This is a genomic window from Amycolatopsis albispora, assembly GCF_003312875.1.
Classification (GTDB): Bacteria; Actinomycetota; Actinomycetes; order Mycobacteriales; family Pseudonocardiaceae; genus Amycolatopsis; species Amycolatopsis albispora.
In genome coordinates this window covers 2,868,844-2,893,012 of record NZ_CP015163.1, presented here as the reverse complement: position 1 = coordinate 2,893,012, position 24,169 = coordinate 2,868,844, and the positions used below count along the sequence as shown (strand labels likewise).

Here is a 24,169-nt window from a genome sequence, read left to right as displayed (position 1 = left end):
CCTAACCGACGCGGCCCGCCGCCGCGTCGATCTCGGCCATGTGTGCCTCGGCCCACTCGCGCAACGCGGCCAGCGGAACCTCCAGCGACCGCCCGAGCCCGGTCAGGCCGTAGTGCACCCGCGGCGGCACCGCGCCCTCGACCCGGCGGGTGACCAGCCCGTCTTCGGTCAGCGCGCGCAACGTCACCGACAGCATCTTCTGCGACACCCCGGGCATGCGCCGCTGCAGTTCGGAGAACCGCAGTTCCGCCGGATCGGCCTCGGCGAGCAGCTTGATCACCATCGAGGTCCACTTCGAACCGATGCGGTCGAGCAACTGGCGGGTCGGGCACGCGGGATCGAACAGATCGCCACGGGTCACCTCGGGCTCACCTCCTGAGCGGAAAGTGCCGTCTTGGCGAAACCAAGTGGCTTACCTACGGTTTCCAGGTAACCAAAGGTAACTTATGGAGGTGGATCCGTGGTCACCGAGTTCCGGGTGGACACCGGCACAACCGAGCTCAACGTCGCCACCGCGGGCGGCCCCGGTCCGGCCGTGCTGCTGCTGCACGGCTGGCCGCACACCTGGCGGGTCTGGTCGAAGGTGCTGCCCGCGCTGGCCGCGGACCACCGGGTGCTGGCGCCGGACCTGCGCGGGCACGGCGGCAGCCGCCCCGAATCGGACGGCTACGAACCCATGTCGCTCGCCCGCGACCTCACCGGCCTGCTCGACGCGCTCGATGTGCCGTCGGCTTCCGTGGTCGCACTCGACGCCGGGGTGCACCCGGCCGTCGCGCTCGCGCTGACCGAACCGGCTCGCATCGACCGGCTCGTGGTGATGGAGGCGCTGCTGCCGTCCGACGGCGAGGACGTGCCGTGGTGGTTCGGGTTCCACGCGGTGCCCGGCCTGGCCGAGCGGGTGCTGGCCGGGCACGAAGCCGAGTACGTCGACCACTTCCTGCGCAGCGGCACCGAACGCGAAGGCGCTGTGCCGCCGGACATCCGCGACGCCTTCGTCGCGGCGTACTCCGGGGAGGACGCGCTGCGCCGCGGCTTCGAGCACTACCGCCACCGGCACCTGCCCCTGCCGCCGGGCAAGCTCGAAATGCCGGTGCTGGCCATCGGCGGCAACGTCGTGGGGGACCGGCTGCACCGGCAGCTGGGCGACCTCGCGCCCGACCTCACCGGCCGCCGGATCGACGCGGGGCACATCCTGCCGCTCGACGCGCCGGCCGAACTGCTCGGCGTACTCCGGCCGTTCCTGCGTTAGGAACTGCCGCGCACCACGAGTTCATGTGGTGCGACGATCGCCCGCGGCGCGCGGGATTCGCCGGTCAGGCAGTCGAGCGCGAGTTCGGCGATGGCGTTCTTGTCCGGCGAGATCGTGGTCAGCGCGGGCACGCTGAACCGGCCGTCCTCGATGTCGTCGAACCCGGCGAGCGCGAGGTCCTCCGGCACCGCGACACCCCGATCGGCGGCTGCCCGCAACGCGCCGAGCGCGAGTTCGTCGGTGAAGCAGAACACCGCATCGGGTGGCTCGGCGAGGTCGAGCAGGCCGAGCATCGCGCGGTGCCCGTCGGCTCGGTGCAACGTCCGCACCGGCACCTCCAACTCGGGCACCGGCGTGAGCCCGGCCGCGGTCAGCGCCTCCCGGTACCCGCGCAGGCGACGCCGGGCGGTCGCGTTCGCGACGTGCGGTTGCAGGCCGAGCGCGGCGACGCGGCGGCGGCCGGACGAGAGCAGGTGCGCGGTCGCGGCGCGGGCGGCGGTGACGTTGTCGATGGCCACGTGATCCACCGGCGCCGTGCTGTCGTGTTCACCGAGCAGGACCAGCGGCACGGTGTCGGTGCGCGCGGCCAGTTCGGCCGGGTCGACCGCCCACGGGTTGAACAGCACCCCGTCCACCAGCTGGGTGCGCTGCCCGTGCAGCAACCGGCGTTCGCGCTCGGCGTCGCCGTCGGTCTGGTCGATCAGCACGGTCAGCCCGCGTGCCTCGGCGATGCGGACCGTTCGCGCGGCCAGTTCCGCGAAATACGGCGAATCGACCTCGGGTATCACCAGTGCGACCAGCCCGGTGCGGCCGCGCCGCAGCGAGCGCGCGGCCATGTTGGGCCGGTAGCCGAGTTCGTCGATGCTGGCCTGCACGCGGGCCCTGGTGTCGTCGGCGACGTAGCGGAAGCCGTTGACCACGTTGGACACCGTGCGCACCGAGACACCGGCGTGCTCGGCCACCTCCCGCAGGCTCGCGCCCATGTCACCTCCCGACGACGTCCGGTCCAGGCTACCTCTTGCAACGTTGCATGCCACGTTGCAAACTGGGCGACACACCGAAGGAGGTCCCATGGACGAAGCTGAGCTGACGGCGGTCACCACCCGGATCGAGCAGGACGGCATCGCCGGCCTGCCCGGTGCCTTCGACCGGGCCTGGGTGAAGCGGCTGGGCGAGGACGTGGACGCCGCGTTCGCCGAGGCGCTGGCCCGCGAGGGCGGCGCGGTCGGCCGCGGCCCGAACCGCTACTACGTCGAGATCCATCCCGAGCAACTGCGCGGATTCGTCGAACTGGCCACGCACCCGTGGATCGACGCGGTGTGCGAAGCGGTGCTCGGCCCGGACTACCAGATCGTCGAGGTCGGGTTCGACGTGCCGCTGGCGGGCGCGGTCGACCAGCCGTGGCACCGCGACTTCCCGATGCCGCCGGAAACCCGCGACACCGGCAGGCTCACGTCGCTCGCCATCAACGTGACCACCGTGGACACCGAAGAGGACATGGGGCCGTTCGAGATCGCACCCGGCACGCACCGGGAAACCGGCGAGGACTTCGAGCACGGCATGTTCCCGGACAAGGCCAACTACCCGCGCTACCGCGAACTGGCGACGCGGAAGTACCCGAAGATGGGCGACATCTCCATCCGCTCCGCGCTCACCATCCACCGCGGCACGGCGAACCGCTCGCGGAAGTCGCGGCCGGTGCTGGTGCTGGGCGTGGACGCGCCGGGCGCGGGCAACGACGAACGCCACGACACCGCGGTGACCAGGCCGTTCTGGGAAAGCCTGCCGGAGTCGCTGCGGCGGCACCTGCACTGCCCGATCGTGGAACGGCTGGCCCCGATCACGCAGAAACACACCATCGAGGGCCTGGTGATGGGGGCGGCCGAGTAAGTTCCCTGGCATGTCGCATGGGCAAGACGACCAGCCCGCACCGCTCGTGGCCGGTCGCTACCGGCTCGGCGGTCCCCTCGGTGAGGGCGGCATGGGGGTGGTCTGGCGGGCCAGGGACGAACTGCTCGACCGGCCGGTGGCGCTCAAGGAACTGCGGCACACCACCGCGTTCGACCCGGCCGACCCCGATCCGGCCTACCGCCGGATGCTGCGGGAGGCGATGGCCGCCGCGCAGCTGCGCCACCCCGGCATCATCACCGTGCACGACGTGGTGATCGACCGCGACCGCCCGTGGATCGTGATGGAACTGGTCGAAGGCCCGTCGGTGGCGCAGCTGGTGGCCGGGCGCGGGCCGCTGCCCGAGTGGCAGGCCGCGGCGATCGGCCGCCAGATCGCCGCGGCACTGGCCGCCGCGCACGCGCGGGGCATCGTGCACCGCGACGTCAAACCGGCGAACATCCTGCTCGACGGGGACCGCGCGGTGCTGACCGACTTCGGCATCGCGGCGATGTCCGGCGCCACCGCGCTCACCGGCACCGGGCAGCTGATCGGCTCACCGGAGTTCATGGCGCCGGAACGGATCAACGGACATCCGTCCGGACCGGCCGGTGACCTGTGGTCCCTCGGCGTCACGCTGTACTTCGCGGTCAGCGGCCGGTCGCCGTTCACCGGGGAAGACCTGCAGGGCGCGCTGGCCGCGGTGCTGACCAGGGAACCCGCGCCGCTGCCGCACGTCCCGTCGCTGTGGCCGGTGATCGCCGCGCTGCTGCGGAAGAACCCGGCCGAACGCCCGGCGGGGGAGCAGGTGATCGCGCTGCTCAGCGGCCCGGCCCCGGCGTACCCGGTGGCACGTCCGGCCGGGGAGACGGGACGCTTGCCGGTGCGGCTGGCGCTGGTCGGCATGGTGCTGCTCGTGGTGCTCGCGGGCGGCGCGATCGCCTGGTGGCAGGGCACGCGCGACCGGTCGGAGGCGGAGACCCCGGCGGCGCAGTCGTCGTCGAAACCGGTGTCCTCGGCGCCCGTGGTCGAGGTCGAGGGATCGCCGACGGTGGACCGGATCCAGGCCCGCGGCACGGTGGTCATCGGGGTGAAGAGCGACCAGCCGGGCCTCGGCATGCAGAACCCGTCCGACGGCACGTACTCCGGGTTCGACATCGAGATCGCGCGGATCGTGGCGAGCGGGCTCGGGCTCGACGACAACCGGACCGTCTACCAGAACGTCGCCTCCGCCGAACGCGAGCGGGCGCTCGGCGAAGGCACCGTGGACTTCTACGTCGGCACCTACACGATCACCGAGGAACGCAAGAAGCGGGTGGGCTTCGCCGGGCCGTACCTGACCGGTGGCCAGTCACTGCTGGTGCGCCGCGGTGAACCGGCCATCACCGGCCTGGACACCTTGCGGGGCAAGAAGGTCTGCTCGGTGCTCGGCAGCACCTCGCTGGCCAAGGTCCTGGAGCTGAACGCCACCGAACCCGAGAACGTGGTGGGGCTCGGCAGCTATGCCGAATGCGTCGACCAGCTGCTCGGTGGTGAGGTGGACGCGGTCACCACGGACGACGCGATCCTCAAGGGCTACGCCGCGTCGGACCCGGGCGCGTTGCAGGTGGTCGGCGAGCCGTTCGACGAGGTGCGGTACGGCATCGGACTGGCCCACAACGACAAGCCGTTGCGGGACAAGGTGAACGAGCTGCTCCAGGCCGCACTGGACGACGGCCGCTGGCAGGCCGCCTACAACCGCACGCTCGGTCCGTCCGGCTCGACGTCGCCACCACCGGTGATCGACCGGTACTAAGCTGAGTTCATGCGGACCCGACCGACGCTGAGCTGGGCGTTCACCGGCGAGGCGCCGCCGCGCACCACCAGCCTGGACGAGGTCGTCGACGCTGTCGCCGAGCGGGGTGCGCTCGTGCTCAGCGGCGCCGGGCTGTCCACCGAGTCCGGCATTCCCGACTACCGGGGCGAGGGCGGCAGCCTCCGCCGTCACACCCCGATGACGTTCGACGAGTTCACCGGCAGCGTCGAAGGACGCCGCCGGTACTGGGCCCGCAGCCACCTCGGCTGGCGCACCATCGCGCGCGCCCACCCGAACGACGGCCACCGCGCGGTGGCCGTGCTCCAGGAACGCGGCCACTTCTCCGGCATCATCACGCAGAACGTCGACGGGCTGCACCAGGCGGCCGGCGCGCGGGACGTGATCGAACTGCACGGCAGCCTCGACCGGGTGGTCTGCCTGGACTGCCGTCGCCTCAGCCCGCGCGAGGAACTGGACCGGCGGCTGCGGGCGGCGAACCCGAACTTCGGCGGCGCGGCCACCCGGATCAACCCGGACGGCGACGTCGAGTTGGCTGAGGAGGACGTCCGCGGGTTCCGCCTGGTGGCCTGCGCGGACTGCGAGTCCGGCGTGCTCAAGCCGGACGTCGTGTTCTTCGGGGAGAACGTGCCGAAACCACGCGTGGAGCACTGCTACCAGCTGGTCGACGAGGCCGGTGCGCTGGTGGTGCTGGGTTCCTCGCTGACGGTCATGTCCGGCCTGCGCTTCGTCCGGCACGCGGCGAAGGCGGGCAAGCCGGTGCTGATCGTCAACCTCGGCCGCACCCGGGGCGACCAGTACGCGACGGTGCGCGTCGACCGCCCGCTCGGGCAGGCGCTGACCGAACTCGTCACGCGCCTCCGCTGAACCCGATGCGCGGTGGCGCTGTCACATCGGCTTGACTTACCGGGTCATCTCGATGACAACCCTCGAGGAAGGACAGTGGCCCGGTGGAATCCGTAGACGAGCGCGACCGGCTGGCGGCGGAGTTCGAGCAGCACCGCACCCGGCTGCGCGGCGTGGCCTACCGGATGCTCGGCTCGCTCGGCGAGGCCGACGACGCCGTGCAGGAGGCGTGGCTGCGGCTCAGCCGGACCGAACGTGACGAGATCGACAACCTGGCGGCCTGGCTGACCACCGTCGTCGCGCGGATCTGCCTGAACCTGTTGCGTGCGCGGGAAAACCGGCGTGAGGAGCCGCTCGACGGGGTGGACGGCGGCGCGGGCTCGGCGGATCCGGCCGAGGAAGCCGCGCTGGCCGACTCGGTGGGCGTGGCCCTGCTGGTGGTGCTCGACCTGCTCAGCCCGGCCGAACGCGTCGCGTTCGTGCTGCACGACCTGTTCGCCGTGCCGTTCGACGAGATCGGCACGCTGCTCGACAAGTCACCCGCCGCGGCCAGGCAACTCGCCAGCCGCGCCCGGCGCCGCGTGCGGGGCGCGGACCCAGCGCCCGCCGACCACGGCCGCCGCCGCGAGGTGGTGGACGCCTTCCTGGCCGCGTCCAGGGGAGGCGACTTCGGCGCGCTGGTCGCCCTGCTCGACCCGGACGTGGTGCTGCACGCCGACGCCGCGGCGGGCCCGGCACCCGCGCCGCTGGTGCTCCGCGGTGCCGCGCAGGTGGCGAAGGGCGCCATCGCCGCGGGCTCGGCGCGGGCCGCGTTCAGCGGACCGGCGCTGGTCAACGGCTCGCCGGGGGTCGTGCTGGCCCCGCACGGCAAGGTGTTCCTGGTGCTGTCGTTCACCGTGGAAGACGACCGGATCACCGCGATCGACATCATCGCCGAGCCGGAGCGCCTGCGCGGTGTGGAGATCGCGGTACTCGGCGACTGAGGCTCACTCGTCGTGCTCGTCCTCTTCCTCCGGGGGCGGCGCCTGCCGCCGGGCGAGCACGACGAGCAGCACGATGATCGCGACGGGACCGGCGAACAGCATGATCTCGTCCCAGCCGCCCTGGTGCGCCAGCACCACGTGCACGCGTCACGCTCCGGAAACCAGGTAGATGCCGATGGCGGTGTACCCCACCATCAGGGCCAGCACCGGGTACTGGCCCGCCCGCTCATAGTGCGGCCTGAGCACGGCGAGCGCACGGTCGTGGGCCGAGACCACACCGAGCACGTGCCCGAGCACGATGCCGCCGATCTGCACCGCGGCGATCACCGCTGGTGAGATGACCGTGTAGTCCACTTCGAGCAGCAACCCCTGCTGGCCTTCGAAGACGAAGAACGAGAAGTAGTGCGCGACGGTGTAGCCGACCATGATCGGCACCAGCGAGTGCGCGAACGCGCGGTAGGGCTCGGTGCCCTTGCGCAGGAACGGGCGGGTCAGCCGGACCGCGCCGGCGTACGCGACCGACAGCAGCGCGATCGCCAGCGCCAGCCCGGCGGTGCCGGTCAGCACGGCGGCCACGCCGTCCAGCTCGCGCGTGTTGTCCGTCCACAGTGGAAGCCTGGTCAGCCCGTCGAAGGCGGTGGCGCCGAGCACCACCAGGATGAACGGGGTCAGCCCGGCCGACCGGTCCAGGGTGAGCAGACCGTCGAGCGGGCTGCGCACGACCAGCCTGCCGTCCGCGCGCCTGCCGAGCGGGGACAACGCGGCGATCAGTCCGAAGTAGACCTCGAACGCGTCGCCCCGGTTGAACCACGCCGGGCCGTAACGCACGCCGCACGCGACCTGCACGAGCAGGTAGGCGGTGAGGTAGACGGCGACCGCGAGCGGCGCGTCGGAGTGCGGGAAGACCAGCTCCAGCCACAGGAAGGCGAGCACACCCGCGGTCGCCACGCGGTAACCGAGCCGGTCCGGCATCGGCGCGACGCGCGGCGTACGCAGGGCGACCCGGATCGACGCGGCAATCGCGCGTGCCGGGTTCACCAGCCGCCACACCGGTCCCAGCAGCAGCGACACCGCGACCATGCCCACCCAGAACCAGGCGTAGAACCAGGCGGGAGCCGGGTTCTCACCGCTGTCACCGCCAGACCACGCGGTGCCCAGCACAACGGCCAGCGCGAGCACGCCGACTAACCGGAGTACGACCCGGGTGACCGTGGCGCCGGCGGCTCGTTCGACGGTCCTCGGCAGCGGACGTCCGGCCTGTTCACCTCGCAGACGTGGCGTTTTCCACAGCGCGATCAGCGCGAAGAACGAGACGAGCACCGCGGCGGCACCCGCGTAGAGCGCCAGCCACAACGGCACCGGCAGGTCGGACCGGCCGCCGAGGCCGTGCGCGAGGAACACGCCGCCGGTCACTGCACCCGCAGTTCGGTCAGCGGCCCGGTCTCGTGCATCTCGACCTCGAACACACCTGGCACGTCCGCGGTGAAGGCCAGCGCCGCCGGGGCGCCCGGCCCGCAAGGCGCGGCCTTGTCGTAACCGTGCACGTGGAGTTCGTCGGTGGCGTCACAGGTGACCTCGATGGTCACCTGGGTGCCGGTGGTGACGGTGATCCGGTCCGGTCCCTCGGTACGGGCACCGCCCGCGACGGCGAACCGGTGGACCGCGTCGCCCGGGGAGGACTCCCCGGAACCGCACCCGGCGAGGCCGAACACCACCAGCGCGGCCATCAGCGCCGCCTGACCACGAACACGCCAGCTCACAGGACTTCCTCCACCCGGCTCGACTTTACGTGTGACCAACGGTAACATGCTATTTCCAGTAACTGTTACCCGAGGTAACACATAGATCGTCCGCCGGAGGACCAGCAGTGAACCTCGCACAGCCGACCAGTCCGCCAGCCGGTGGTGCCGAGCTCGGCCAGATCGCCATCGCCGGGCTGATGTTCTTCGTCGTCTTCCTGCCACTCGCCGTTTTTGTGCTGCGCGAGCGGGCGGGCAAGCGCACCGCGGCCGGGCGGCTCGCCGACTGGGCGGCCACACGGTCCGGCCTGCCCCGCTGGGCGGCGCTGCCGATGTTCCTCGCCGGGCTGTCCGGGCTCTCCGCGCTGATCGGCGTGTACTGGGACGTGCCGATCCACATGGAACTGGGCCGCGACGAGGGCCCGCTGGCCAACCCGTCGCACTACCCGATCTACTTCGGCCTGATGGGCATCTTCGCCAGCGGCGTGCTCAGCGCCGGGCTGGCCAAGGGCAAGCTGCCCGCGCGCACCTTCCCGATCGGCCCGCACTGGCGGGTGCCGATGGGCAGCGTGCAGATGATGGCCACCGGCCTGGTCGGCGTCGCCGGGTTTCCGCTGGACGACGTGTGGCACCGGTTGTTCGGGCAGGACGTCACCGAATGGGGCCCCACCCACGTGCTGATGATCGGCGGGGGCATCGGCGTGGTGATCGGCCTGCAGCTGCTGCTCGCCGAAGCGCGGCAGGTCGGCGCGAGCGGGCCGCTGGTCCGGTTGCTCGGCCCGCTGCTCGCCGGTGCGTGGATGATGGGTGCTTCGGCGTTCCTGATGGAGTTCGACCTCGGGGTGCCGCAGTTCCCGATGCTTTCCCAGGTCGTGCTGGTCGGCCTGATCGGCGGGTGGACCCTGCTCTACGGGCGGCTGAGCTGGGGGCCGGGCGGCACGCTGATCGTGCTCGCGGTGTTCCTGGGCAGCCGCCTGCTCTTCGCCGTCATCCCGTTCGCCGACGACCTGCACGTCGCGTCGCTCCTGCCGTACGTCGCCGAGGCCGTGGTCATCGAGGTGGTCGTGCTGCTCGCGGGCCGGGCGGGGGTCCACCGGCGCGCGGTGCTGGCCGGGATCGGCGCCGGCACGGTCGGCATGCTCGGCGAATGGGCGTTCTCCCAGTGGCTGATGCCGAACCCGTGGCCCGCCTCGCACCTGCCGCTGTTCCTCGGCTTCGGGGTGGCCGCGTCGGTCGCGGGCTGCCTGGTCGGGGCCTGGCAGTACCAGCAGGCGGAGAGCATCGCCGCGCCGGAAGGGCCGGTCGCCGGTTCACCGGAGCGGCGCGTGCGGCACGCCGCTGGGCTGGCCGGTGCGCTGGGCGCGGTCGCGCTGATGGCTGTGGTTGTGGTGCCGCAGGACCCGCCTGCCGGGCTGACCGCGGAGATCGCGCTGAGCGAGTCGACCACCGGGCTGCCGGTGTCCGCGCCGCACGGCGGTGGTGAGCCGCGCTGGGTCAACGCCGAGGTCCGCATCAGCGATCCCGCGCTCGCTTCGGACGCGCTCTGGCTGAACGGCTTTTCCTGGCAGGGCGGCGACTTCTTCACCAAGCCGCTGGAGCAGGTCGGCGAGGGTGTGTACCGCACGGCCGAGCCGCTGCCGGTCTACGGCGCGTGGAAGAGCGGGTTCCGGTTGCACACCGCGAACCGCATGCTGGCGCTGGCACCGGTGTACGCCCCGGACGACGCGGCCGCCGGCGCGCCCGCGATCGAGGCGGTCTCCGGCTCGCGGCCGTTCATGTCGGAGATCGAGTTCCTGCAGCGCGAGCGCAAGAGCGAGACCCCGGCCGTGCTGTGGACGGTCGCCTACGTGGTGGTCGGCCTGATCTTCGGCGGCATGTGGGTGCTGTTCGGCTGGCTGTACACCGCCGCCGCCGGTGTCCGCCCGGCACGCGCCCGGTCTACCGTCTAGGCATGAAGATCGTCGTTGATGACCTGTTCGGCCCGGAGATCGCCGAGTTCCTCGCCGAGCACGTCAGCGAAATGCGGTCGCTGACGCCGCTGGAGAGCAAGCACGCGCTGGACCTCGACGATCTCCGGAAGCCGGACGTGACCTTCTGGTCGGTCTACGACGACGACGCGCTGGTCGGCTGCGGCGCCATCAAGGCGCTCGACACCGAGCACGCGGAACTGAAGTCGATGCGCACCAGCACCACGCGCAAACGCGGCGGGGTCGCGTCGTTCCTGCTGGACCACATCCTGGCGGAGGCGCGGCGGATGCGGTTCTCCCGGATCAGCCTGGAAACCGGCTCCGCCGAGTTCTTCCGGCCCGCGCGGAAGCTGTACGAGAAGTTCGGCTTCACCTACTGCGAACCGTTTGGCGAGTACCGGCTGGACCCGCACAGCGTTTTCATGACCAGGACCCTCTGACGGGAACTCCGCGGCCACCGGCGCGGTTGTTGCGGTGTGACCCTCGGAGTGCTGTTCGCGCTGTCCATCCCCGGGCTGGTCTGCCTGCTGGTGCTGCTCGCCGCGGTCGAGCGGTTCGGGCGCTGGGTCGGCGACCGCGGCCTGCTGCCGTGGCGCCGCCGTCGCCGCGCCGCCGGTCGCGCTCCGCTGACCGCGACCGGCGTCGACGAACTACACGCGTTCTTCTCCGGCTCGCGCCGGGCGGAACTGGACGAGCGGAAGTCGCAGTCCCTGCTCCGCGAGGAGGCAGGCGACAACGCGCCCCCGCGCAGCCGGATCGATCTCGAGCGCGGCGTGGCCGACTTGGTGCTGCCGCCGCCGCGGAACCGGGACTAGGTCAGGTTCTTGCTCATCACGTCCCATTCGGTGGCGCACAGTCCGCAGTTCGGGCCCACGAACTGGGCGCGGCTCGCCTGGTCGCCTTTGAGCCGCCACTTCAGCCAGTGCCCGCCGACGCGGCCGAACTCACCGCCGTTCGGCTGGTCGAAGGTGCCGAAGTGGCCGACGTCCAGATTGCCCATGAACGCGGGCAGCCCGGCGGGCAGCCGCTGCCAGTCGTCCATCGCGTTCGGATAGGCGATATCGCTCGGGCCGCCGATGAAATAGGCGATCGGTGCGTGCAACCGCTGCAACAGGTAGTTCTGGCTGTCGCTGAGCAGCCCGCTGTTCCACAGCACGGTCGTGGTGATCTGCGGGTCGTCCGCCACCTCATAGGTCTCGATGCCACCGCAGGACTGGCCCATCACGGCGACCTTGGTGGTGTCGATCCGGCCGCGGTACTTGCTGCCGAAGCGGCTGTTCTCCGCGATGGCCCAGTCGATCGACTCGATCAGCATGTCCGAGTCGGTGGAGCCGAACCCGCCCGGCCTGCCGTTCGCGATCACCAGGAAACCGTGCGAGGCCCATTCGGTGAGGATGTTCTCGAACCAGGTGCCGTCCGCGCGGCAGGCGCCGTTGCCCCAGGCCACGATCGGCAGCTTCACCCCGGCGGGCAGGGTCTCCGGGCGGTAGATGGTGTGGTCGGGCAGCCGGAAGGTGGTCTCGTAACCGGCGGAGTACGGGCCGGAGCCGCCGAGCACCGACGGTGGTTCCGCGGCGGCCGTCGTGGAACCGGTGGTGACCAGGGCGGTGGTGAGCAGGCCGAGCAGAACTGTGCGCAATCGCATGGTGTTCTCCGGGTCGAGGGAGTGCGGCCGTGCCGAATTGTGGCGACCGCGCTCCGCACCCGGCCAGCGAAGCGGCGGCGGACCGGCGAAATTGCCGATAACCGTGCGAGTGTCCTCAGTGGACTGACAGGACGCCGGCGTCGGCATGGCGTCACCCGGACGCGACCACGATCGTGGGACGATCGCGACCATGAGTGAACTGCCGACGTCGTCAGTGAAGGTGAACGGGCACGAGCTGCGTTACTTCGATTCCGGTGGCGACGGCCCGCCGGTGCTGCTCGGGCACGGCTACTTCCTCGACCGCACGGTGTTCGCGCCGCAAGTGGAGGCGCTCGCGCCACGGTGCCGCCTCATCTGCTGGGACGCCCCGGCCCACGGCGACACCCCCGGCCGCGACGAGCGGATGACCTACTGGGACCTCGCGCGCGACCTGATCGGCCTGATGGACCACCTCGGCCTGGAGTCCGCGGTGGTCGGCGGCATCTCGCAGGGCGGGTTCGTCGCCCTGCGCCTGGCACTGCTCGCGCCCGAGCGGGTACGGGCGCTGGTACTGGCCGACACCGAAGCGACCGCGCTCGACGACGCCGACCGCACTGGGTACGAGGGCATGTTCGCCGCGCTCCGCGAAGCCGGTCCGGTCGACGAACTTCTGGTGCCGCTGTCGGCCCAGCTCCTCGGCGACGGGCAGCACGCGGCGCGGTGGCGGCAGCGCTGGCGCGACCAGGCCGCCCTGCCGCTGGGCACCACGACGCGGTGCCTGCTCGAGCGCGACGACGTGTCGGACCGGCTCGCCGAGATCACCTGCCCGGCGTTGCTGATCTGGGGTTCGGAGGACGTGTCGCTCCCACGCGACCGGATGGAGCTGCTGGCCGCCAGGCTACCGGGCGCCGGCGCGGTCCAGGTCATCGCCGGTGCCGCGCACACCCCGGCACTGACCCACCCGGAGCAGGTGAACCCGCTGCTGGAGCGCTTCCTCCAGGACCACTCAGGACTGCGCGGGTGACTCCGGTTCGGTGTCGAACCAGCCGGTGTCGCGTGGGCTGAGCGTAGCGATCGCCTCGTCGTGGAGGCTGGCGATCGCGCTCAGCGCTTCCTGCGCCTGCTCGGCCAGCCAGGTGTCGTCCTGCGTCTCGGGTGCGGTCTCCATCTCGGTTCCTTCACTCATCTGGATCTCGTATGCCTCGGAGGTTTGGGTGGCGGCGTGAGCTCGCCGTTGGATTCGGCGAGCCGGGTGGCGACGGTCCGGCAGTCCGCGCAGCCGGCGACGTGGTCTTCGATGCGCTGCGCCCGGTGGCACGACAGTCCACCGCGGATCCACGTGCCCATCTGGTGCCGGGGTGCCCGGCAGCCCAGCTCACCCGATTCGGGGACCTGCTCCTGGAGATAGGCCTTGCGCAGTCCTTCACGGGCGCGCTTCGCGAGCGCGGCGACTCCGTTCGGGGAGATGCCGAGCGTCGAAGCGAGGTCCACGGCCGGCGCCGATTCGATCTCGGTGTGCCAGAGCACCAGCCGCCAGCGCGGCGGCAGGCGCTGGAAGGCCGAGCGGGCCAGCTGGGTGTTCCACCGGCGCAGCACGATCTCGTCCAGACGGGGCGCGGTGACGTCGGGCCCGGCCTCCGGAGTGGTGCCGTACAGCTCGACCCTGGCCCGCGTCCGCCGCCAGGTGATAGCCAGATGACGCATGGTGACCAGCAGGTAGGGCCGCAGGTGCTCACGCGGACCGGCGCCGGCGCGGAGGGCGGCGAGCACGCGGGCGAACCCCTCGGCGACCAGCTCGTGCGCCTCGGCGGCGCTGCCCGCCCAGCGCCGCGCGAACTGCCGCGCCGGGTCGGCGTGCCGTTCGAACAGCACTCCGTAGGCGGTCAGGTCACCGGCGCGCACCGCGTCGAGCAGCGCGGTGTCGGTCAGCTCGGTCAGGTCCCCTCGAACAGCATTCGGCAACGCATCGGCCTCCTTCTCCCCAATTCGGCCGGTCCCGCGGTAACGAGTACAAGAATGTATCAGGTACACGGTCGTATTAGGCAGTTGATGGCCAGTAAACTGTGGGTATGCCTGCTTCGGCGTCCTCCGGCCGCACGGACGGCCGAGCCGCGCGCTGGGCTGGCCAGCGGGAACGTCGTCGCCGCGAGTTCGTCGAGGCCGCATTGCGGGCGATCAGGGAGCACGGGCCGGACCTGTCCACCGAGCGCATCGCGGAAGAAGCCGGGGTCGCGCGGACGCGGTTGTACAAGCATTTCACCGACGCCACCGATATCCACCGCGCCATCGCGGCGCGCGCCGTGGAATTGATCAACACCGAACTCGCGCCATTGTGGGATCTGCACGGTTCACCGGCGCAAATGATCAGTACCGCGGTCGACGCGCACATCCGGTGGCTGTCCGAGAACTGGCACCTCTACCGGTATCTGAGCAGGCTGTCGCTGTCCGGGCCGGATGCCGTCAACGATGTCAAAAGCACCATCGGCGAGCACCTGACCGTGTTGTTCGAGCACTACCTCGCGGCTTTCGGGCTGGACACCCGCGTCGCCGCGCCCGCCGCGTTCAGCGTGGTCGGGCTCGTCGACGCCAGCACCGCCCAGTGGCTCAAGGACACGCGAGGGCTCGAACACGCCGAGTTCGCCGGGCTGCTCGCGCGCTGGGTGTGGCGGATCGTCGACGACACCCTCCGCGCGGGCGGTGTCGAACTCGATCCCGGTGCACCACTGGCCATGCCCGACCTGGCTTTTCCCAGCGCGCGACCGGAGCCGGGCTGAGCGCCGGGCTCAGGGAACCAAGAGCGGCACCGGGATGAAGTCCGCGATGGCCTGCTGCCCGGCGATGTTGGCGTGCACGCCGTCGCCCGTGTCGTACGCGGGGTAGATTCCGTTGGGGTGCAAGGGATCCTTGAGCACCTGATCGAAGTCGACCACGGCGTCGCAGGTCCCGGAGCAGTTGTTCCAGCGCTTGGTGAACGTGCCCACCGCGTGCCGGTGGAGGTTCTGCGCGTCGGTGTACCCGGGGCGCGAGGTGATCGGCGTGACGTACACGTCGATCCCGGCGTCGCGCAGGCGCTGAAAGACCTGCCGGTAGCTGTCCAGGATCTGCTCGGCCGTGCAGCCGAAGGCCAGATCGTTGGTGCCGTAGTAGTAGATGACGCCGGTGACGCCGTGCAGCGCGAGCACGTCGCGGTCCAGCCGGGAAAGCGCGTCGAGGCCCGCGACCCGGCCGGGGGTGCCGGGGCATGCCGCCGAACTGGTGGTGCCACTGATCCCCGCGTTGGCGATGGTCACGCCCCGAGGTCCCTCGGCGACGACGCGGCGCGCGAGGTCGTCGGTCCAGCGTCGGTTGGTCCCCAGTTCGGTACAGCCGGGACCGCAGTTGGTGCTGCCGACGCCGTCGACCACCGAACTGCCGTAGGCGACGACCGTGCCGCGCAGCGCCCTGTTCCGCACGTCGATCGCGCTGACCAGGTAGGTCGACGTGACGGTTTCGGTGTACGCGGCGCCGGTGCTGTCCGCGGTGTGGTCGCCGGCGCCGGGCGCGGTGAGGTAGTTCTGGCGGAACGCGGACTCGTGCTGCCCGGGAACGACCGTGCCCGCCACGTACATGCTGATGCTGACGTCGGTGTCCGGCCGGGTGGCCAGCGCGGTGTCGTCGCTCCACACCTCACCGCCGGGCGGGATGGTCACCGACGGCTGCCCGTGGAAGGTCAGCGGCCGCGCGCCGGTGACCGAAGCGCCGGGGCCGCTGAGACCCGCCGTCGCGCGGTCAACGGTCAGTGGGGTCTTGCCGAAGGTGTTCTGCACGCGGATCCGCAGCGCGTCACCGCCCTGACTCAGGCGCGTGACCATCCGGACGGACTGGTTGTCCAACGTCTTCCCGGCGAGACCCTGCTGCGACTGCGCCCACGAGGTGAACCACGGGGAACGCTGCGGCTGGGTTGCGGGCGCCGAGCCCATCAGCAGTCCTGCCAGCAGGACCACGGCGGCGGCCAGCGCCGCCAGCCTTCCGGAACGCCTCATCGCACACACCTTTCAGTGGGACTCGCGGCTGACCTCGGAGCCGCTGGAACCGAGCAGAAAGTCCAGGTCCGCGCCGGTGTCGGCCTGGAGCACGTGGTCGACGTAGAGCCGTTCCCAGCCACGACGCGGATTCGCATACCCGGCGACGGTCGCCTCGCTGGGCGTCCGGGCCGCCAGTTCCTCTTCGGTCACCTCGACGTCGATGCGGCGGGCGGGTACGTCGAGGCTGATGACGTCACCGGTGCGGACGAGCGCGAGCGGACCACTGGCGGCGGCCTCGGGCGCGACGTGGAGCACGACGGTGCCGTAGGCCGTTCCGCTCATCCGGCCGTCGCACACGCGCACCATGTCGCGAACGCCTTGTTCCAGCAGTTTCCGGGGCAGCGGCATGTTGGACACTTCGGGCATTCCCGGATAACCCTTGGGCCCGCAGCCACGCAGTACCAGCACCGAATCGGCGTCCACGTCGAGCTCCGGGTCGTCGATACGCGCGTGGAAGTCCTCAATGGAGTCGAACACCACGGCCCGACCGCGGTGACGCAGCAGTTCGGGTGAGGCGGCCGCCGGTTTGATCAACGCACCGTCCGGCGCGAGGCTTCCGCGCAGCACGGCGATCCCGCCTTCGGTGACGAGAGGTTCGGCGCGGGTGCGGATGACTTCGGGGTCCCAGATCGGCGCGTCGTCGAGGTAGGACACCAGCGGTTGGCCGGTGATGGTCAGCGCGTCGGGGTCGAGCAGGTCGCGGACTTCGCGCAGCACGGCGAGCAGGCCGCCGGCGCGGTGGAAGTCTTCCATCAGGAACCGGCCGGCTGGCAGCAGGTCGACCAGGACCGGCACGGAGGAGCCGATCCGGTCGAAGTCGTCGAGGGATAACTCCACGCCAAGCCGCCCGGCGATGGCCAGCAGGTGGACCACGGCGTTGGTCGACCCGCCGATCGCGGCCAGCGCGACGATCGCGTTGCGGAACGAGTTCGCGGTGAGAAAGGTGCTCGGCCGGCGGTCCGCGGCGACCAGGTCGACCGCCAGGCGGCCGGTCGCGTGGGCGGCTTCCAGCAGGCGGCTGTCCGGTGCCGGTGTGCCCGCCAGCCCCGGTATCACCGTGCCGAGCGCTTCGGCGACCAGCGCCATGGTTGACGCGGTGCCCATGGTATTGCAGTGTCCGCGGCTGCGGATCATCGCCGATTCGGAGCGGGTGAACTGCTCCTGCGAGAGGGTGCCCGCACGGACTTCCTCCGACAGCCGCCACACGTCGGTGCCGCAGCCCAGCGGGGTGCCGCGGAAGGTGCCGGTGAGCATCGGTCCGCCGGGCACGACGACCGCGGGCAGGTCCACCGAAGCGGCGGCCATCAGCAGCGACGGGATGGTCTTGTCGCAGCCACCGAGCAACACGACCCCGTCGAGCGGGTTGGCGCGCAGCATCTCCTCGGTGGCCATCGCGGCCATGTTGCGCCACAGCATCGCGGTCGGCCGGACCTGCGTCTCGCCCAGCGACACCACGGGTAGTTCCAGCGGGACGCCGCCCGCTTCGTAGATCCCGTTCTTCACCGACGCGGCCACTTCGGACAGGTGCGCGTTGCACGGCGTCAGGTCGGAGGCGGTGTTGGCGATGGCGATCTGCGGCCGGCCGAAGGCGTCACCCGGTACGCCGCGGCGCATCCAGGCGCGGTGGATGTAGGCGTTCCGGTCTTGTCCGTCGTACCACTGTCCGCTGCGAAGCTTCCGTTCAGGCAAGGCGGACCGCCTTCCACTAGTCGGGTCGTTGATCTAGTGTTCGGAACCTGATGAACGATACGCAGGTTGGCTCGCCGCGCTCAAGGATCATGCGGGCTTTCGTGCTCACCGGCCCCGGGGTGTACGAGGTGCGGGAAGTGCCCGCGCCGCAAGCGGTTTCAGGTGAAGTGGTGGTCGACGTCGAGCGTGCTGGGGTGTGCGGCACCGATGCCGAGTTCTTCACCGGCGAGATGGCCTACCTGCACCAGGGGCATTCGTCGTACCCGATGCGCCTCGGGCACGAATGGGCGGGCACGGTGTCGGAACTGGGGGAGGGCGTCGATCCCGGTTGGCTCGGTCGCCGGGTCATGGGCGACACGATGCTCGGTGACCGAACCTGCCGCCGTTGCCGCCGGGGCCGCCAGCACGTCTGCGAGAACCGACAGGAGGTCGGCATCCGCGACGGCCGTCCAGGGGCGCTGGCCGAGCGGATCGCCGTTCCGGCCTGGTCGCTGCACGCGCTGCCGGACTCCGTGGACGCCGTGCTCGGGGCGCTGGTGGAACCGGGCGGCAACGCGCTGCGGGCGGCACGCGCGACCGGCGCTGGTCCCGGTGATCGCGTGCTTGTCATGGGGCCAGGCACGATCGGCCTGCTGACGGCGCTTTTCCTGCGGGCGGCGGACGCTGAGGTCCACCTGCTGGGCCACACCGCCGAGTCGCTCGAATTCGCGCGTAGCCTCGACTTCACGCACACCTGGACACGGGACGAACTGCCGGATCTGCCGTTCGACGCGGTGGTCGACGCGGCCAACGCCGAGCAACTGCCCGCGCTGGCCGTCGACCTCGTCGAACCCAGCGGGCGAGTTGTCTACATAGGACTGTCCGGGCAGCCGAGCCGAATCGACACCCGCGCGCTGGTACTCAAGGACGTCACCGCCACGGGCATTCTTTCGGCGTCTCCGGGGCTGGACGACACCATCACCGCGTACGCCGAGGGAACCGTCGATCCGAAACCGCTGGTCGCGGCGACGGTCGGGCTTGGTGAAGTCGGTGCCGTGCTCGCTGGCGAGCACGCCTTCGGGCCCGCTCCGAAGATCCACGTCGACCCTAGGCTTTGACCGAGCGCAGGGTAAGCAAGGTGATCTCACTCGGCGCGAACACACGCAGCGGCGGACCCCAGAACCCCGCGCCGCGGCTGGTGTACAGCTGGGTCGGGCCGTGCTGGGACAGGCCGTGCAGCACCGGCTGGTCGGTGCGGACCAGGTAGTGGAACGGCCAGATCTGGCCACCATGCGTGTGGCCGGACAACTGCAGGTCGACCCGGCCCGCGGTCTCGGCGATCTGCTTGGGCTGGTGCGCGAGCAGGAGGACCGGGGTGTCGGCGGGTGCACCGTCGAGCGCTTTGTCCAGTTCGGCACCGTGTCCGTCGAGACCGGAGGCGAGGGCCGTGGCGTCGTCGATCCCGGCCACCACCAGGCTGTCTCCGCCGCGTCCGACGGTGATGTGCCGGTTGTGCAGGGCTTCCCAGCCGAGTGAGGTGAGGTGGTCGAGCCACGCCTGCGCTTCGCCGAAGTACTCGTGGTTGCCGGTCGAGTACACGCGCGCCAGGCTTGCGGTGATCGTGCCCAGCGGCGCGACCTGCGCCCGCCGCTGCTCGACCGTGCCGTCGGCGATGTCGCCGGCATGCACGACGATGTCCGGGGTCAGCTCGTTCACCGCGGCGGCGGTGCGTCGCGACCAGCGCGTCCGGTCGAGCGGCCCGAAGTGCGTGTCGGTCAGCAGTGCCACCGTCGTGCCGTCAAGGCCAGGGCCGAGCCGGGGGAGGGTCACGTCGAGGCGGCGGATCCGCGGCACCCTCATCGCCTCGCGTACGCCGTAGCCGACCAGTACGAGGCTGATCACAAGCACCAGGACCGCGATGATCCGTGAACGCTGTGGTTCGGCCACGCCAAGTAGCGTGACCCTGGCCACCAGGCTGAGCACCGACCAGGCGAAGAGTACCCAGACCACACCGAGCGTGGTGTCGGCCAGGCGTGCTGCCCAGTCGCGGCCGCGCGCGTGGCCGAGGAACATCAGTACGGGGAACGCCAGCGCGGCGGCTCCGAACAGGACGGTCCCGGCCACCACCACGGGGGCGGACCACGGCAACACCACGGTGGCCCACGGCACTCCGAACAACAGCAGCAGCGCGAGCACCACAACACCGGCGAACACGCCGGGCCGCCGCCCACGCCGCTGCTGCCGAGGTGGCGTCGGCTGCTGAGTTTGCGTCATGACCCCACGTTACCCGCGTGCGGTGAGAGAACGCGATCTCGCTCCAGTCCTTGTTGGTGCAAAGTCAAATTATTGTGTTTGGCTGTGGATAGACTGGCGAGTTGTGGATAACTCGGGCTTTTATTCCGGGTGTCGAACGTGTGTTTGCTACCTTGGTGAGGTGTCTGATCCTCTTGAGGAGATTCTCCTCGCGATGAAATCCACTGCCGCCGAGATCGCCCGGCTTGAAGGGCGGCTGGCACGGCAGGTGGCCTCGTTCGTCCGTGCGTCTCCGGTGAGGCGTGGGGTGGCCGAGGAGTTGGCGATGGCGTTGTGCCTGACGAAGTTCAAGGCGCACGCGCTGATCAATCACGCCGAGGGGCTGGTGGATCACTTTCCTGTCGTGCTGGGCATGGTGGAAAGTGGCGCCGTGCCAATGGCTTCGGCGGTGGCGGTGCACGATGCGGCCGCTTGGCTGGTCGGCGAGAAGGCAGCCGTGGTTGACGAGGTGATGGCTGGTCGGCTGTCCGGGAAGAATCCCACGCAGGCGCGACGGTCGGCCAACGCGGCGGTCGCGCGGGCCGATCCGGAGGGCCTCGAAGAGCGGGTTCGCAAGCAGCAAGAGGACCGCTCATTTGGATTGCGCCACAAGGCTTCCGGGATCGCAGGGTTGTTCTTGGACAACGCGTCGGTCGAGAAGGCGGTTGCGGCGTATGTGTGCGTGGATCAGCAAGCCCGTCGGTTGAGGAACGGCGGGGATACTCGCACGTTGGCTCAGCTTCGAGCTGATGTGGCACTGGATATGTTGTTGGGTAAGCAGTTCGGTGGTGAGGTCAAGGCGCACGTGTATTTGTACCTGGACGCGTTGACCTACGCCGGGTTGCGTGAGAGTCCGGCTCAGCTGGCCGGGCACGGTCCGATCCCCGCGTCGCTGGCTCGCCACATCGCTTCCGGAACGAAAACCGTGTTCCAGCGGATCATCACCGACCCGGTAAGCGGGCAGGTGATGGAGTTGGGGCGGCGAAGATACCGGCCCAAAGCCGGGTTGGCCGAGCTGGTGCGGGTGCGGGATCGCGAATGCCGTCGTCCCGGGTGTACTCGGCCCGCGCAGTTCAGCGACCTCGACCATTGCGACCGCACCGGCAAGGGTTGGAAGAACGGCTGTCCGACCGGGCCGGCGACGCTGGTCGGGTTGTGCCGGGCCTGCCACCGGCTCCGCGACGTGCCCGGCTGGCACCACGCCGTCGACCCCGACGCCACCTTGACGATCAAGACGCCGGCCGGCCAGACCTACACGAGCAGGCCGGAGGCGCTGAGACCATAGCGCTGAGCCGTAGGGGCCGCTGGCGCCGACACCCCGGACCGTCAGCGTCGGAATGTCCGGCTTACGCCGGTAGTCCGCGTGCGTCGGCGTGCTCGGCCGCCGGTGTCAAGTGCGTGCCGACCATGATGAGGCGCAGTGCGCGTTCGGTGGCGTCGGTGAGCAGGGCGTCGGCGTCTCGGATGGCGTCGGCCAGAGTGCTGGGGGTGGCGAGAATGCCGCTGAACGCGTCGATCCCGGCGCTACGGGTGGTCTCGGCGCCGGCGCCGATGGTGCCGGCGAGGGCGATGACCGGAACATGGTGGCGTTTTGCCAGTCTCGCCACCTCGCCGGGCACCTTGCCGCGCACGGTCTGGGCGTCGATGGTGCCCTCGGCGGTGATCACCAGGTCGGCGGCGCTGATGCGCGCGTTCAGATCGAACTGGTCGAGCAGGACCTCGAACCGCGACCGCAGCTTTGCGCCCAGCGCACCCGCCAGGCCAGCGCCCAAGCCACCGGACGCGCCGCTGCCCGGGGCGAGCCGCAGGTCGAGGCCGCTGGATGTTTCGAGCAGGTCGGCCCAGCGGGACATCGCCGCTGCGAGGGCGTCGACCTGGGCCGGTGTGGCGCCCTTCTGCGGTCCGAACACGGTGGCGACACCGCAGTCGCCGGTGAGCACGTTGCACGGGTTGCAGGCCACGATCAGTTCGGTGTCGCGAAGGCGCGGGTCCAGCCTGCTCGTGTCCAAGGCCGTTGCGTCCTTGAGCGCATACCCGCCGAGTGGCAGGGGGCTGCCGTTGCGCCCGGTGATCCTGGCGCCCAGCGCGGTCAGCGCGCCCGCCCCACCGTCGCAGGTCCCGGAGTCACCACAGCCGATGAGGATGCGGGCGCAGCCGAGGTCCAAAGCGGACCGGATCAGCTCGCCGACCCCGTACGTAGTGGTGCGCCCTGGATCCCGCTGGTCGGCCGGGACCAGCCGCAACCCGGCGGCGGCCGCCATCTCGACCACCGCGGTGCGTGGTCCCGGTCCGCCCAGCAGTGCCAGCGGCGCGGTCACCGGAGCACTGACCGGTCCGGTCACCGTCACCGGAACCAGCTTGCCGCCGGTGCTCTCGGCGAGTGTGCGGGCCGAGCCTTCGCCGCCGTCCACGAGGGGCACGGTGTCGAGCAACGCGGTGGGTGCCACGCGCCGGACCCCGGTGGCGATGGCGTCCGCCACCGCTTCGGCGGACAAGGACTCCTTGAACCCGCTCGGGGCGATCACCAGACGCAGGGGCGTGGTCATTTCATCTCCTGGAGGTAGAGCGGCAGGCCGAGCCGCGGCCAGACGGCCGTGGCGAACAACAGGACGAGTCCCGCGACGAGCGGGCCGAGCAGCACCGAGAGCTTCAGCAGATCGCTCCGGTGATAGGTGGGCACGGTGGAGATTCCGCTGAACAACGCCACCGGCTTGGCCGAGGCGGGCAGTGTGTGGCAGAAGCCCGCCGCCACCGTCGAGGCGAACGCCGCGGCGACCGGGTTCAGCCCGGAAACCGCCGCCAGCGGCAGGATCAAGGGGACCAGTACCGACGATCGCGCCGAACGCGACTGCAGCACCAGGTGCGCGGCGACGCTGACGCCCACGATCCCCGCGAGCACCACGAACGCGTTGCCCGTGTGGTGGCCCATTGCCGCCTCCGCGAGCCACTGCGCCGCGCCGGACTGGTTCAGCGCCGACCCGAGTGCGGTGGTGGCCACCATGAACAGCAGCAGCGACCACGGAACCGAAGACAATGCGGAGTCGAGCGCCACCGTGCCTGCCTTCGGCACGGTGATCAGCACCGCCCCGGCGAGTGCCACCAGCGCCGCTGAAAGGCCGTGCCAAGACTCCGTGCACCACAGGGTGACTACGAGGGCGAGCACCGCCAATGCGCGGAGTTGCACCAGGTTCAAGCGCCCGAGTTCAACGCCCGCCTCCTCGGCGAGATGGCGAGGGTCCACAAGCAACGGTTGCCGCCGGTCGGCTCGTCGCGTCATCAGCAGTAGCACCAACTCGGCCGCGAGATGGCTGGTCAGCACAGCGATGGGCACGCCGAGCAGCAGCCACTGTCCAAACGAGATGCCGGAACCGGTCGACCCGGCGAGGATTTCGACGGTGATCAGGTGGGCTCCCGCACCGGTCAGCGTGGCCGCCGCGGACAGCAGGATGACCGTCGGCATCAGCAGGGCCAGTGCTCGGACCAGCGCCGGGCGGTCGCGGAATGCCTGTGCCAGTGCGAGGAACACCGGCAGCGCCAGCGCGGCGCGGCCCGAGGTGGCCGGGATGGCGAAAGCCGTGAGCACCAGCCACGCGGTGACCAGGTGGAACAGCGTTCTTGGCCGACCCGCCCTGGTGCACAACGTGATCGCGGCCCGGGCCGGCAGTCCGGTCGCCGAGATCCCCGCTGCCAGCACGAATGCCGAAATCAGCAACCACACCGTGTCCCCGCCGAGCGCGGCGAAAACCTGGTCGGCGTCCAGCACTCCGAGCAGGATCAGCGCGAGCAAAGCGGCGAAGCCGACATACGTGTCATTCCGGCCGAACAGCCAGAACAGCGTGGCACCGGCGAAAACGACCAGGGTGGTCCGGCCTGCCTCGGGCAGGCCGGAACCGGGCCCGGGCAGGGAAAAGTGCAGTGCGGTCAGTACGACCGCGGCCCCTGCCAGGCCGAACGGCCAGCGCGGTACGGGTGCGGCGGTGGGCCCGGCCGGTTCGGCACGCGCCGCGATCTTGAGCATGCCGTCGAGAATGTGGCCG

25 protein-coding genes are annotated in these 24,169 nt (G+C 70.7%); 12 read left to right on the top strand and 13 right to left on the bottom strand.

The features are described from left to right. Position 1: 1 nt before the first annotated feature. Positions 2-361, bottom strand: a complete 360-nt coding sequence (locus tag A4R43_RS13445; RefSeq protein WP_113692652.1) for a winged helix-turn-helix transcriptional regulator — start codon at positions 359-361, stop codon at positions 2-4. Between the two features lie 99 nt (positions 362-460). On the opposite strand from A4R43_RS13445, the gene A4R43_RS13440 reads away from it, so the two are divergent. Next, a complete protein-coding gene (locus A4R43_RS13440) occupies positions 461-1,249 on the top strand; it encodes an alpha/beta fold hydrolase (RefSeq protein WP_113692651.1) in 789 nt (262 codons plus the stop codon). On the opposite strand, the gene A4R43_RS13435 is transcribed toward A4R43_RS13440, so the two are convergent. Beyond that, on the bottom strand, positions 1,246-2,232 hold the full coding sequence (locus A4R43_RS13435; protein ID WP_113692650.1) for a LacI family DNA-binding transcriptional regulator: 987 nt from the start codon (positions 2,230-2,232) through the stop codon (positions 1,246-1,248). The genes A4R43_RS13440 and A4R43_RS13435 overlap by 4 nt on opposite strands. An 88-nt stretch (positions 2,233-2,320) precedes the next feature. Here A4R43_RS13435 and A4R43_RS13430 point away from each other — a divergent pair, with 88 nt between their 5' ends. From A4R43_RS13430 to A4R43_RS13415, 4 genes are all read left to right on the top strand, one after another. Continuing rightward, positions 2,321-3,139 (top strand): phytanoyl-CoA dioxygenase family protein, encoded by an 819-nt coding sequence (locus A4R43_RS13430; RefSeq protein ID WP_162788457.1) that lies wholly within the window; start codon positions 2,321-2,323, stop codon positions 3,137-3,139. A gap of 10 nt (positions 3,140-3,149) precedes the next feature. After that, the gene (locus A4R43_RS13425; protein WP_113692648.1) at positions 3,150-4,931 is read left to right on the top strand and encodes a bifunctional serine/threonine-protein kinase/glutamate ABC transporter substrate-binding protein; all 1,782 of its coding nucleotides are present in this window, start codon (positions 3,150-3,152) and stop codon (positions 4,929-4,931) included. Between the two features lie 9 nt (positions 4,932-4,940). Further along, positions 4,941-5,816, top strand: a complete 876-nt coding sequence (locus A4R43_RS13420; RefSeq protein ID WP_113692647.1) for an NAD-dependent protein deacetylase — start codon at positions 4,941-4,943, stop codon at positions 5,814-5,816. Between the two features lie 83 nt (positions 5,817-5,899). Beyond that, positions 5,900-6,778, top strand: a complete 879-nt coding sequence (locus tag A4R43_RS13415) for a sigma-70 family RNA polymerase sigma factor (RefSeq protein ID WP_113692646.1) — start codon at positions 5,900-5,902, stop codon at positions 6,776-6,778. 3 nt (positions 6,779-6,781) lie between these two features. On the opposite strand, the gene A4R43_RS42715 is transcribed toward A4R43_RS13415, so the two are convergent. Genes A4R43_RS42715 through A4R43_RS13405 form a run of 3 tightly spaced genes read right to left on the bottom strand, consistent with a single transcriptional unit; the run spans position 6,782 to position 8,538 of the window. Then, a complete protein-coding gene (locus tag A4R43_RS42715) occupies positions 6,782-6,922 on the bottom strand; it encodes a hypothetical protein (protein WP_162788240.1) in 141 nt (46 codons plus the stop codon). A gap of 3 nt (positions 6,923-6,925) precedes the next feature. Continuing rightward, positions 6,926-8,191, bottom strand: coding sequence for a hypothetical protein (locus A4R43_RS13410; protein ID WP_236808971.1), 1,266 nt, complete (start codon positions 8,189-8,191; stop codon positions 6,926-6,928). After that, positions 8,188-8,538 (bottom strand): cupredoxin domain-containing protein, encoded by a 351-nt coding sequence (locus A4R43_RS13405; protein WP_236808969.1) that lies wholly within the window; start codon positions 8,536-8,538, stop codon positions 8,188-8,190. Before A4R43_RS13405 ends, A4R43_RS13410 begins: the two co-directional genes overlap by 4 nt. Before the next feature lie 107 nt (positions 8,539-8,645). Between A4R43_RS13405 and A4R43_RS13400 the strand changes: the two genes are divergently transcribed. Genes A4R43_RS13400 through A4R43_RS13390 form a run of 3 tightly spaced genes read left to right on the top strand, consistent with a single transcriptional unit; the run spans position 8,646 to position 11,299 of the window. After that, positions 8,646-10,466, top strand: coding sequence for a hypothetical protein (locus tag A4R43_RS13400; protein WP_113692645.1), 1,821 nt, complete (start codon positions 8,646-8,648; stop codon positions 10,464-10,466). 2 nt (positions 10,467-10,468) lie between these two features. After that, positions 10,469-10,924: a GNAT family N-acetyltransferase gene (locus tag A4R43_RS13395; RefSeq protein ID WP_113692644.1), complete on the top strand. Its 456-nt coding sequence runs from the start codon at positions 10,469-10,471 to the stop codon at positions 10,922-10,924. Between the two features lie 36 nt (positions 10,925-10,960). Beyond that, positions 10,961-11,299 carry a DUF6191 domain-containing protein gene (locus A4R43_RS13390; protein ID WP_113692643.1) on the top strand — a complete coding sequence of 113 codons (339 nt, stop codon included), beginning with the start codon at positions 10,961-10,963 and terminating at the stop codon, positions 11,297-11,299. Here A4R43_RS13390 and A4R43_RS13385 read toward each other — a convergent pair. Then, a complete protein-coding gene (locus A4R43_RS13385; protein ID WP_113692642.1) occupies positions 11,296-12,129 on the bottom strand; it encodes a poly(ethylene terephthalate) hydrolase family protein in 834 nt (277 codons plus the stop codon). The genes A4R43_RS13390 and A4R43_RS13385 overlap by 4 nt on opposite strands. A gap of 190 nt (positions 12,130-12,319) precedes the next feature. On the opposite strand from A4R43_RS13385, the gene A4R43_RS13380 reads away from it, so the two are divergent. Further along, positions 12,320-13,132 carry an alpha/beta fold hydrolase gene (locus A4R43_RS13380; RefSeq protein ID WP_113692641.1) on the top strand — a complete coding sequence of 271 codons (813 nt, stop codon included), beginning with the start codon at positions 12,320-12,322 and terminating at the stop codon, positions 13,130-13,132. On the opposite strand, the gene A4R43_RS42710 is transcribed toward A4R43_RS13380, so the two are convergent. Both A4R43_RS42710 and A4R43_RS13375 read right to left on the bottom strand, forming a co-directional pair. Beyond that, a complete protein-coding gene (locus tag A4R43_RS42710; RefSeq protein ID WP_162788456.1) occupies positions 13,115-13,294 on the bottom strand; it encodes a hypothetical protein in 180 nt (59 codons plus the stop codon). The genes A4R43_RS13380 and A4R43_RS42710 overlap by 18 nt on opposite strands. Further along, the gene (locus A4R43_RS13375) at positions 13,291-14,070 is read right to left on the bottom strand and encodes a sigma-70 family RNA polymerase sigma factor (protein ID WP_236808967.1); all 780 of its coding nucleotides are present in this window, start codon (positions 14,068-14,070) and stop codon (positions 13,291-13,293) included. Before A4R43_RS13375 ends, A4R43_RS42710 begins: the two co-directional genes overlap by 4 nt. Positions 14,071-14,177: 107 nt before the next feature. On the opposite strand from A4R43_RS13375, the gene A4R43_RS13370 reads away from it, so the two are divergent. Beyond that, positions 14,178-14,882: a TetR/AcrR family transcriptional regulator gene (locus tag A4R43_RS13370; protein ID WP_113692639.1), complete on the top strand. Its 705-nt coding sequence runs from the start codon at positions 14,178-14,180 to the stop codon at positions 14,880-14,882. Positions 14,883-14,891: 9 nt separating this feature from the next. Here the strand turns inward: A4R43_RS13370 and A4R43_RS13365 are convergent, their stop codons facing one another. Both A4R43_RS13365 and A4R43_RS13360 read right to left on the bottom strand, forming a co-directional pair. Further along, a complete protein-coding gene (locus A4R43_RS13365) occupies positions 14,892-16,130 on the bottom strand; it encodes a GDSL-type esterase/lipase family protein (protein ID WP_113692638.1) in 1,239 nt (412 codons plus the stop codon). 12 nt (positions 16,131-16,142) lie between these two features. Next, positions 16,143-17,861 carry an IlvD/Edd family dehydratase gene (locus tag A4R43_RS13360; protein WP_113692637.1) on the bottom strand — a complete coding sequence of 573 codons (1,719 nt, stop codon included), beginning with the start codon at positions 17,859-17,861 and terminating at the stop codon, positions 16,143-16,145. 89 nt (positions 17,862-17,950) lie between these two features. Here A4R43_RS13360 and A4R43_RS13355 point away from each other — a divergent pair, with 89 nt between their 5' ends. Continuing rightward, positions 17,951-18,958: a zinc-dependent alcohol dehydrogenase gene (locus A4R43_RS13355; protein ID WP_113692636.1), complete on the top strand. Its 1,008-nt coding sequence runs from the start codon at positions 17,951-17,953 to the stop codon at positions 18,956-18,958. Here A4R43_RS13355 and A4R43_RS13350 read toward each other — a convergent pair. Beyond that, a complete protein-coding gene (locus A4R43_RS13350) occupies positions 18,948-20,114 on the bottom strand; it encodes a metallophosphoesterase (RefSeq protein ID WP_113692635.1) in 1,167 nt (388 codons plus the stop codon). The genes A4R43_RS13355 and A4R43_RS13350 overlap by 11 nt on opposite strands. A gap of 160 nt (positions 20,115-20,274) precedes the next feature. Here A4R43_RS13350 and A4R43_RS13345 point away from each other — a divergent pair, with 160 nt between their 5' ends. Then, positions 20,275-21,417 (top strand): DUF222 domain-containing protein, encoded by a 1,143-nt coding sequence (locus tag A4R43_RS13345; protein ID WP_236808966.1) that lies wholly within the window; start codon positions 20,275-20,277, stop codon positions 21,415-21,417. Positions 21,418-21,478: 61 nt separating this feature from the next. Here the strand turns inward: A4R43_RS13345 and A4R43_RS13340 are convergent, their stop codons facing one another. Both A4R43_RS13340 and A4R43_RS13335 read right to left on the bottom strand, forming a co-directional pair. Beyond that, on the bottom strand, positions 21,479-22,678 hold the full coding sequence (locus tag A4R43_RS13340; RefSeq protein ID WP_113692633.1) for a glycerate kinase family protein: 1,200 nt from the start codon (positions 22,676-22,678) through the stop codon (positions 21,479-21,481). Further along, complete coding sequence (locus A4R43_RS13335; RefSeq protein WP_113692632.1) at positions 22,675-24,150, bottom strand: SLC13 family permease; 1,476 nt, start codon at positions 24,148-24,150, stop codon at positions 22,675-22,677. The genes A4R43_RS13340 and A4R43_RS13335 overlap by 4 nt, the downstream gene beginning before the upstream one ends. Between the last annotated feature and the right edge of the window lie 19 nt (positions 24,151-24,169).

Excerpts from the sequence above, each read along its gene's own strand:
- A4R43_RS13385 (WP_113692642.1), bottom strand. The coding sequence starts at position 12,129 with ATGCGATTGCGCACAGTTCTGCTCGGCCTGCTCACCACCGCCCTGGTC.
- A4R43_RS13370 (WP_113692639.1), top strand. The coding sequence starts at position 14,178 with ATGCCTGCTTCGGCGTCCTCCGGCCGCACGGACGGCCGAGCCGCGCGC.
- A4R43_RS13430 (WP_162788457.1), top strand. The coding sequence starts at position 2,321 with ATGGACGAAGCTGAGCTGACGGCGGTCACCACCCGGATCGAGCAGGAC.
- A4R43_RS13435 (WP_113692650.1), bottom strand. The coding sequence starts at position 2,232 with ATGGGCGCGAGCCTGCGGGAGGTGGCCGAGCACGCCGGTGTCTCGGTG.
- A4R43_RS13350 (WP_113692635.1), bottom strand. The coding sequence starts at position 20,114 with ATGACGCAAACTCAGCAGCCGACGCCACCTCGGCAGCAGCGGCGTGGG.
- A4R43_RS13355 (WP_113692636.1), top strand. The coding sequence starts at position 17,951 with ATGCGGGCTTTCGTGCTCACCGGCCCCGGGGTGTACGAGGTGCGGGAA.
- A4R43_RS42710 (WP_162788456.1), bottom strand. The coding sequence starts at position 13,294 with ATGAGTGAAGGAACCGAGATGGAGACCGCACCCGAGACGCAGGACGAC.
- A4R43_RS13420 (WP_113692647.1), top strand. The coding sequence starts at position 4,941 with ATGCGGACCCGACCGACGCTGAGCTGGGCGTTCACCGGCGAGGCGCCG.
- A4R43_RS13395 (WP_113692644.1), top strand. The coding sequence starts at position 10,469 with ATGAAGATCGTCGTTGATGACCTGTTCGGCCCGGAGATCGCCGAGTTC.
- A4R43_RS13380 (WP_113692641.1), top strand. The coding sequence starts at position 12,320 with ATGAGTGAACTGCCGACGTCGTCAGTGAAGGTGAACGGGCACGAGCTG.
- A4R43_RS13340 (WP_113692633.1), bottom strand. The coding sequence starts at position 22,678 with ATGACCACGCCCCTGCGTCTGGTGATCGCCCCGAGCGGGTTCAAGGAG.
- A4R43_RS13335 (WP_113692632.1), bottom strand. The coding sequence starts at position 24,150 with ATGCTCAAGATCGCGGCGCGTGCCGAACCGGCCGGGCCCACCGCCGCA.
- A4R43_RS13365 (WP_113692638.1), bottom strand. The coding sequence starts at position 16,130 with ATGAGGCGTTCCGGAAGGCTGGCGGCGCTGGCCGCCGCCGTGGTCCTG.
- A4R43_RS13425 (WP_113692648.1), top strand. The coding sequence starts at position 3,150 with ATGTCGCATGGGCAAGACGACCAGCCCGCACCGCTCGTGGCCGGTCGC.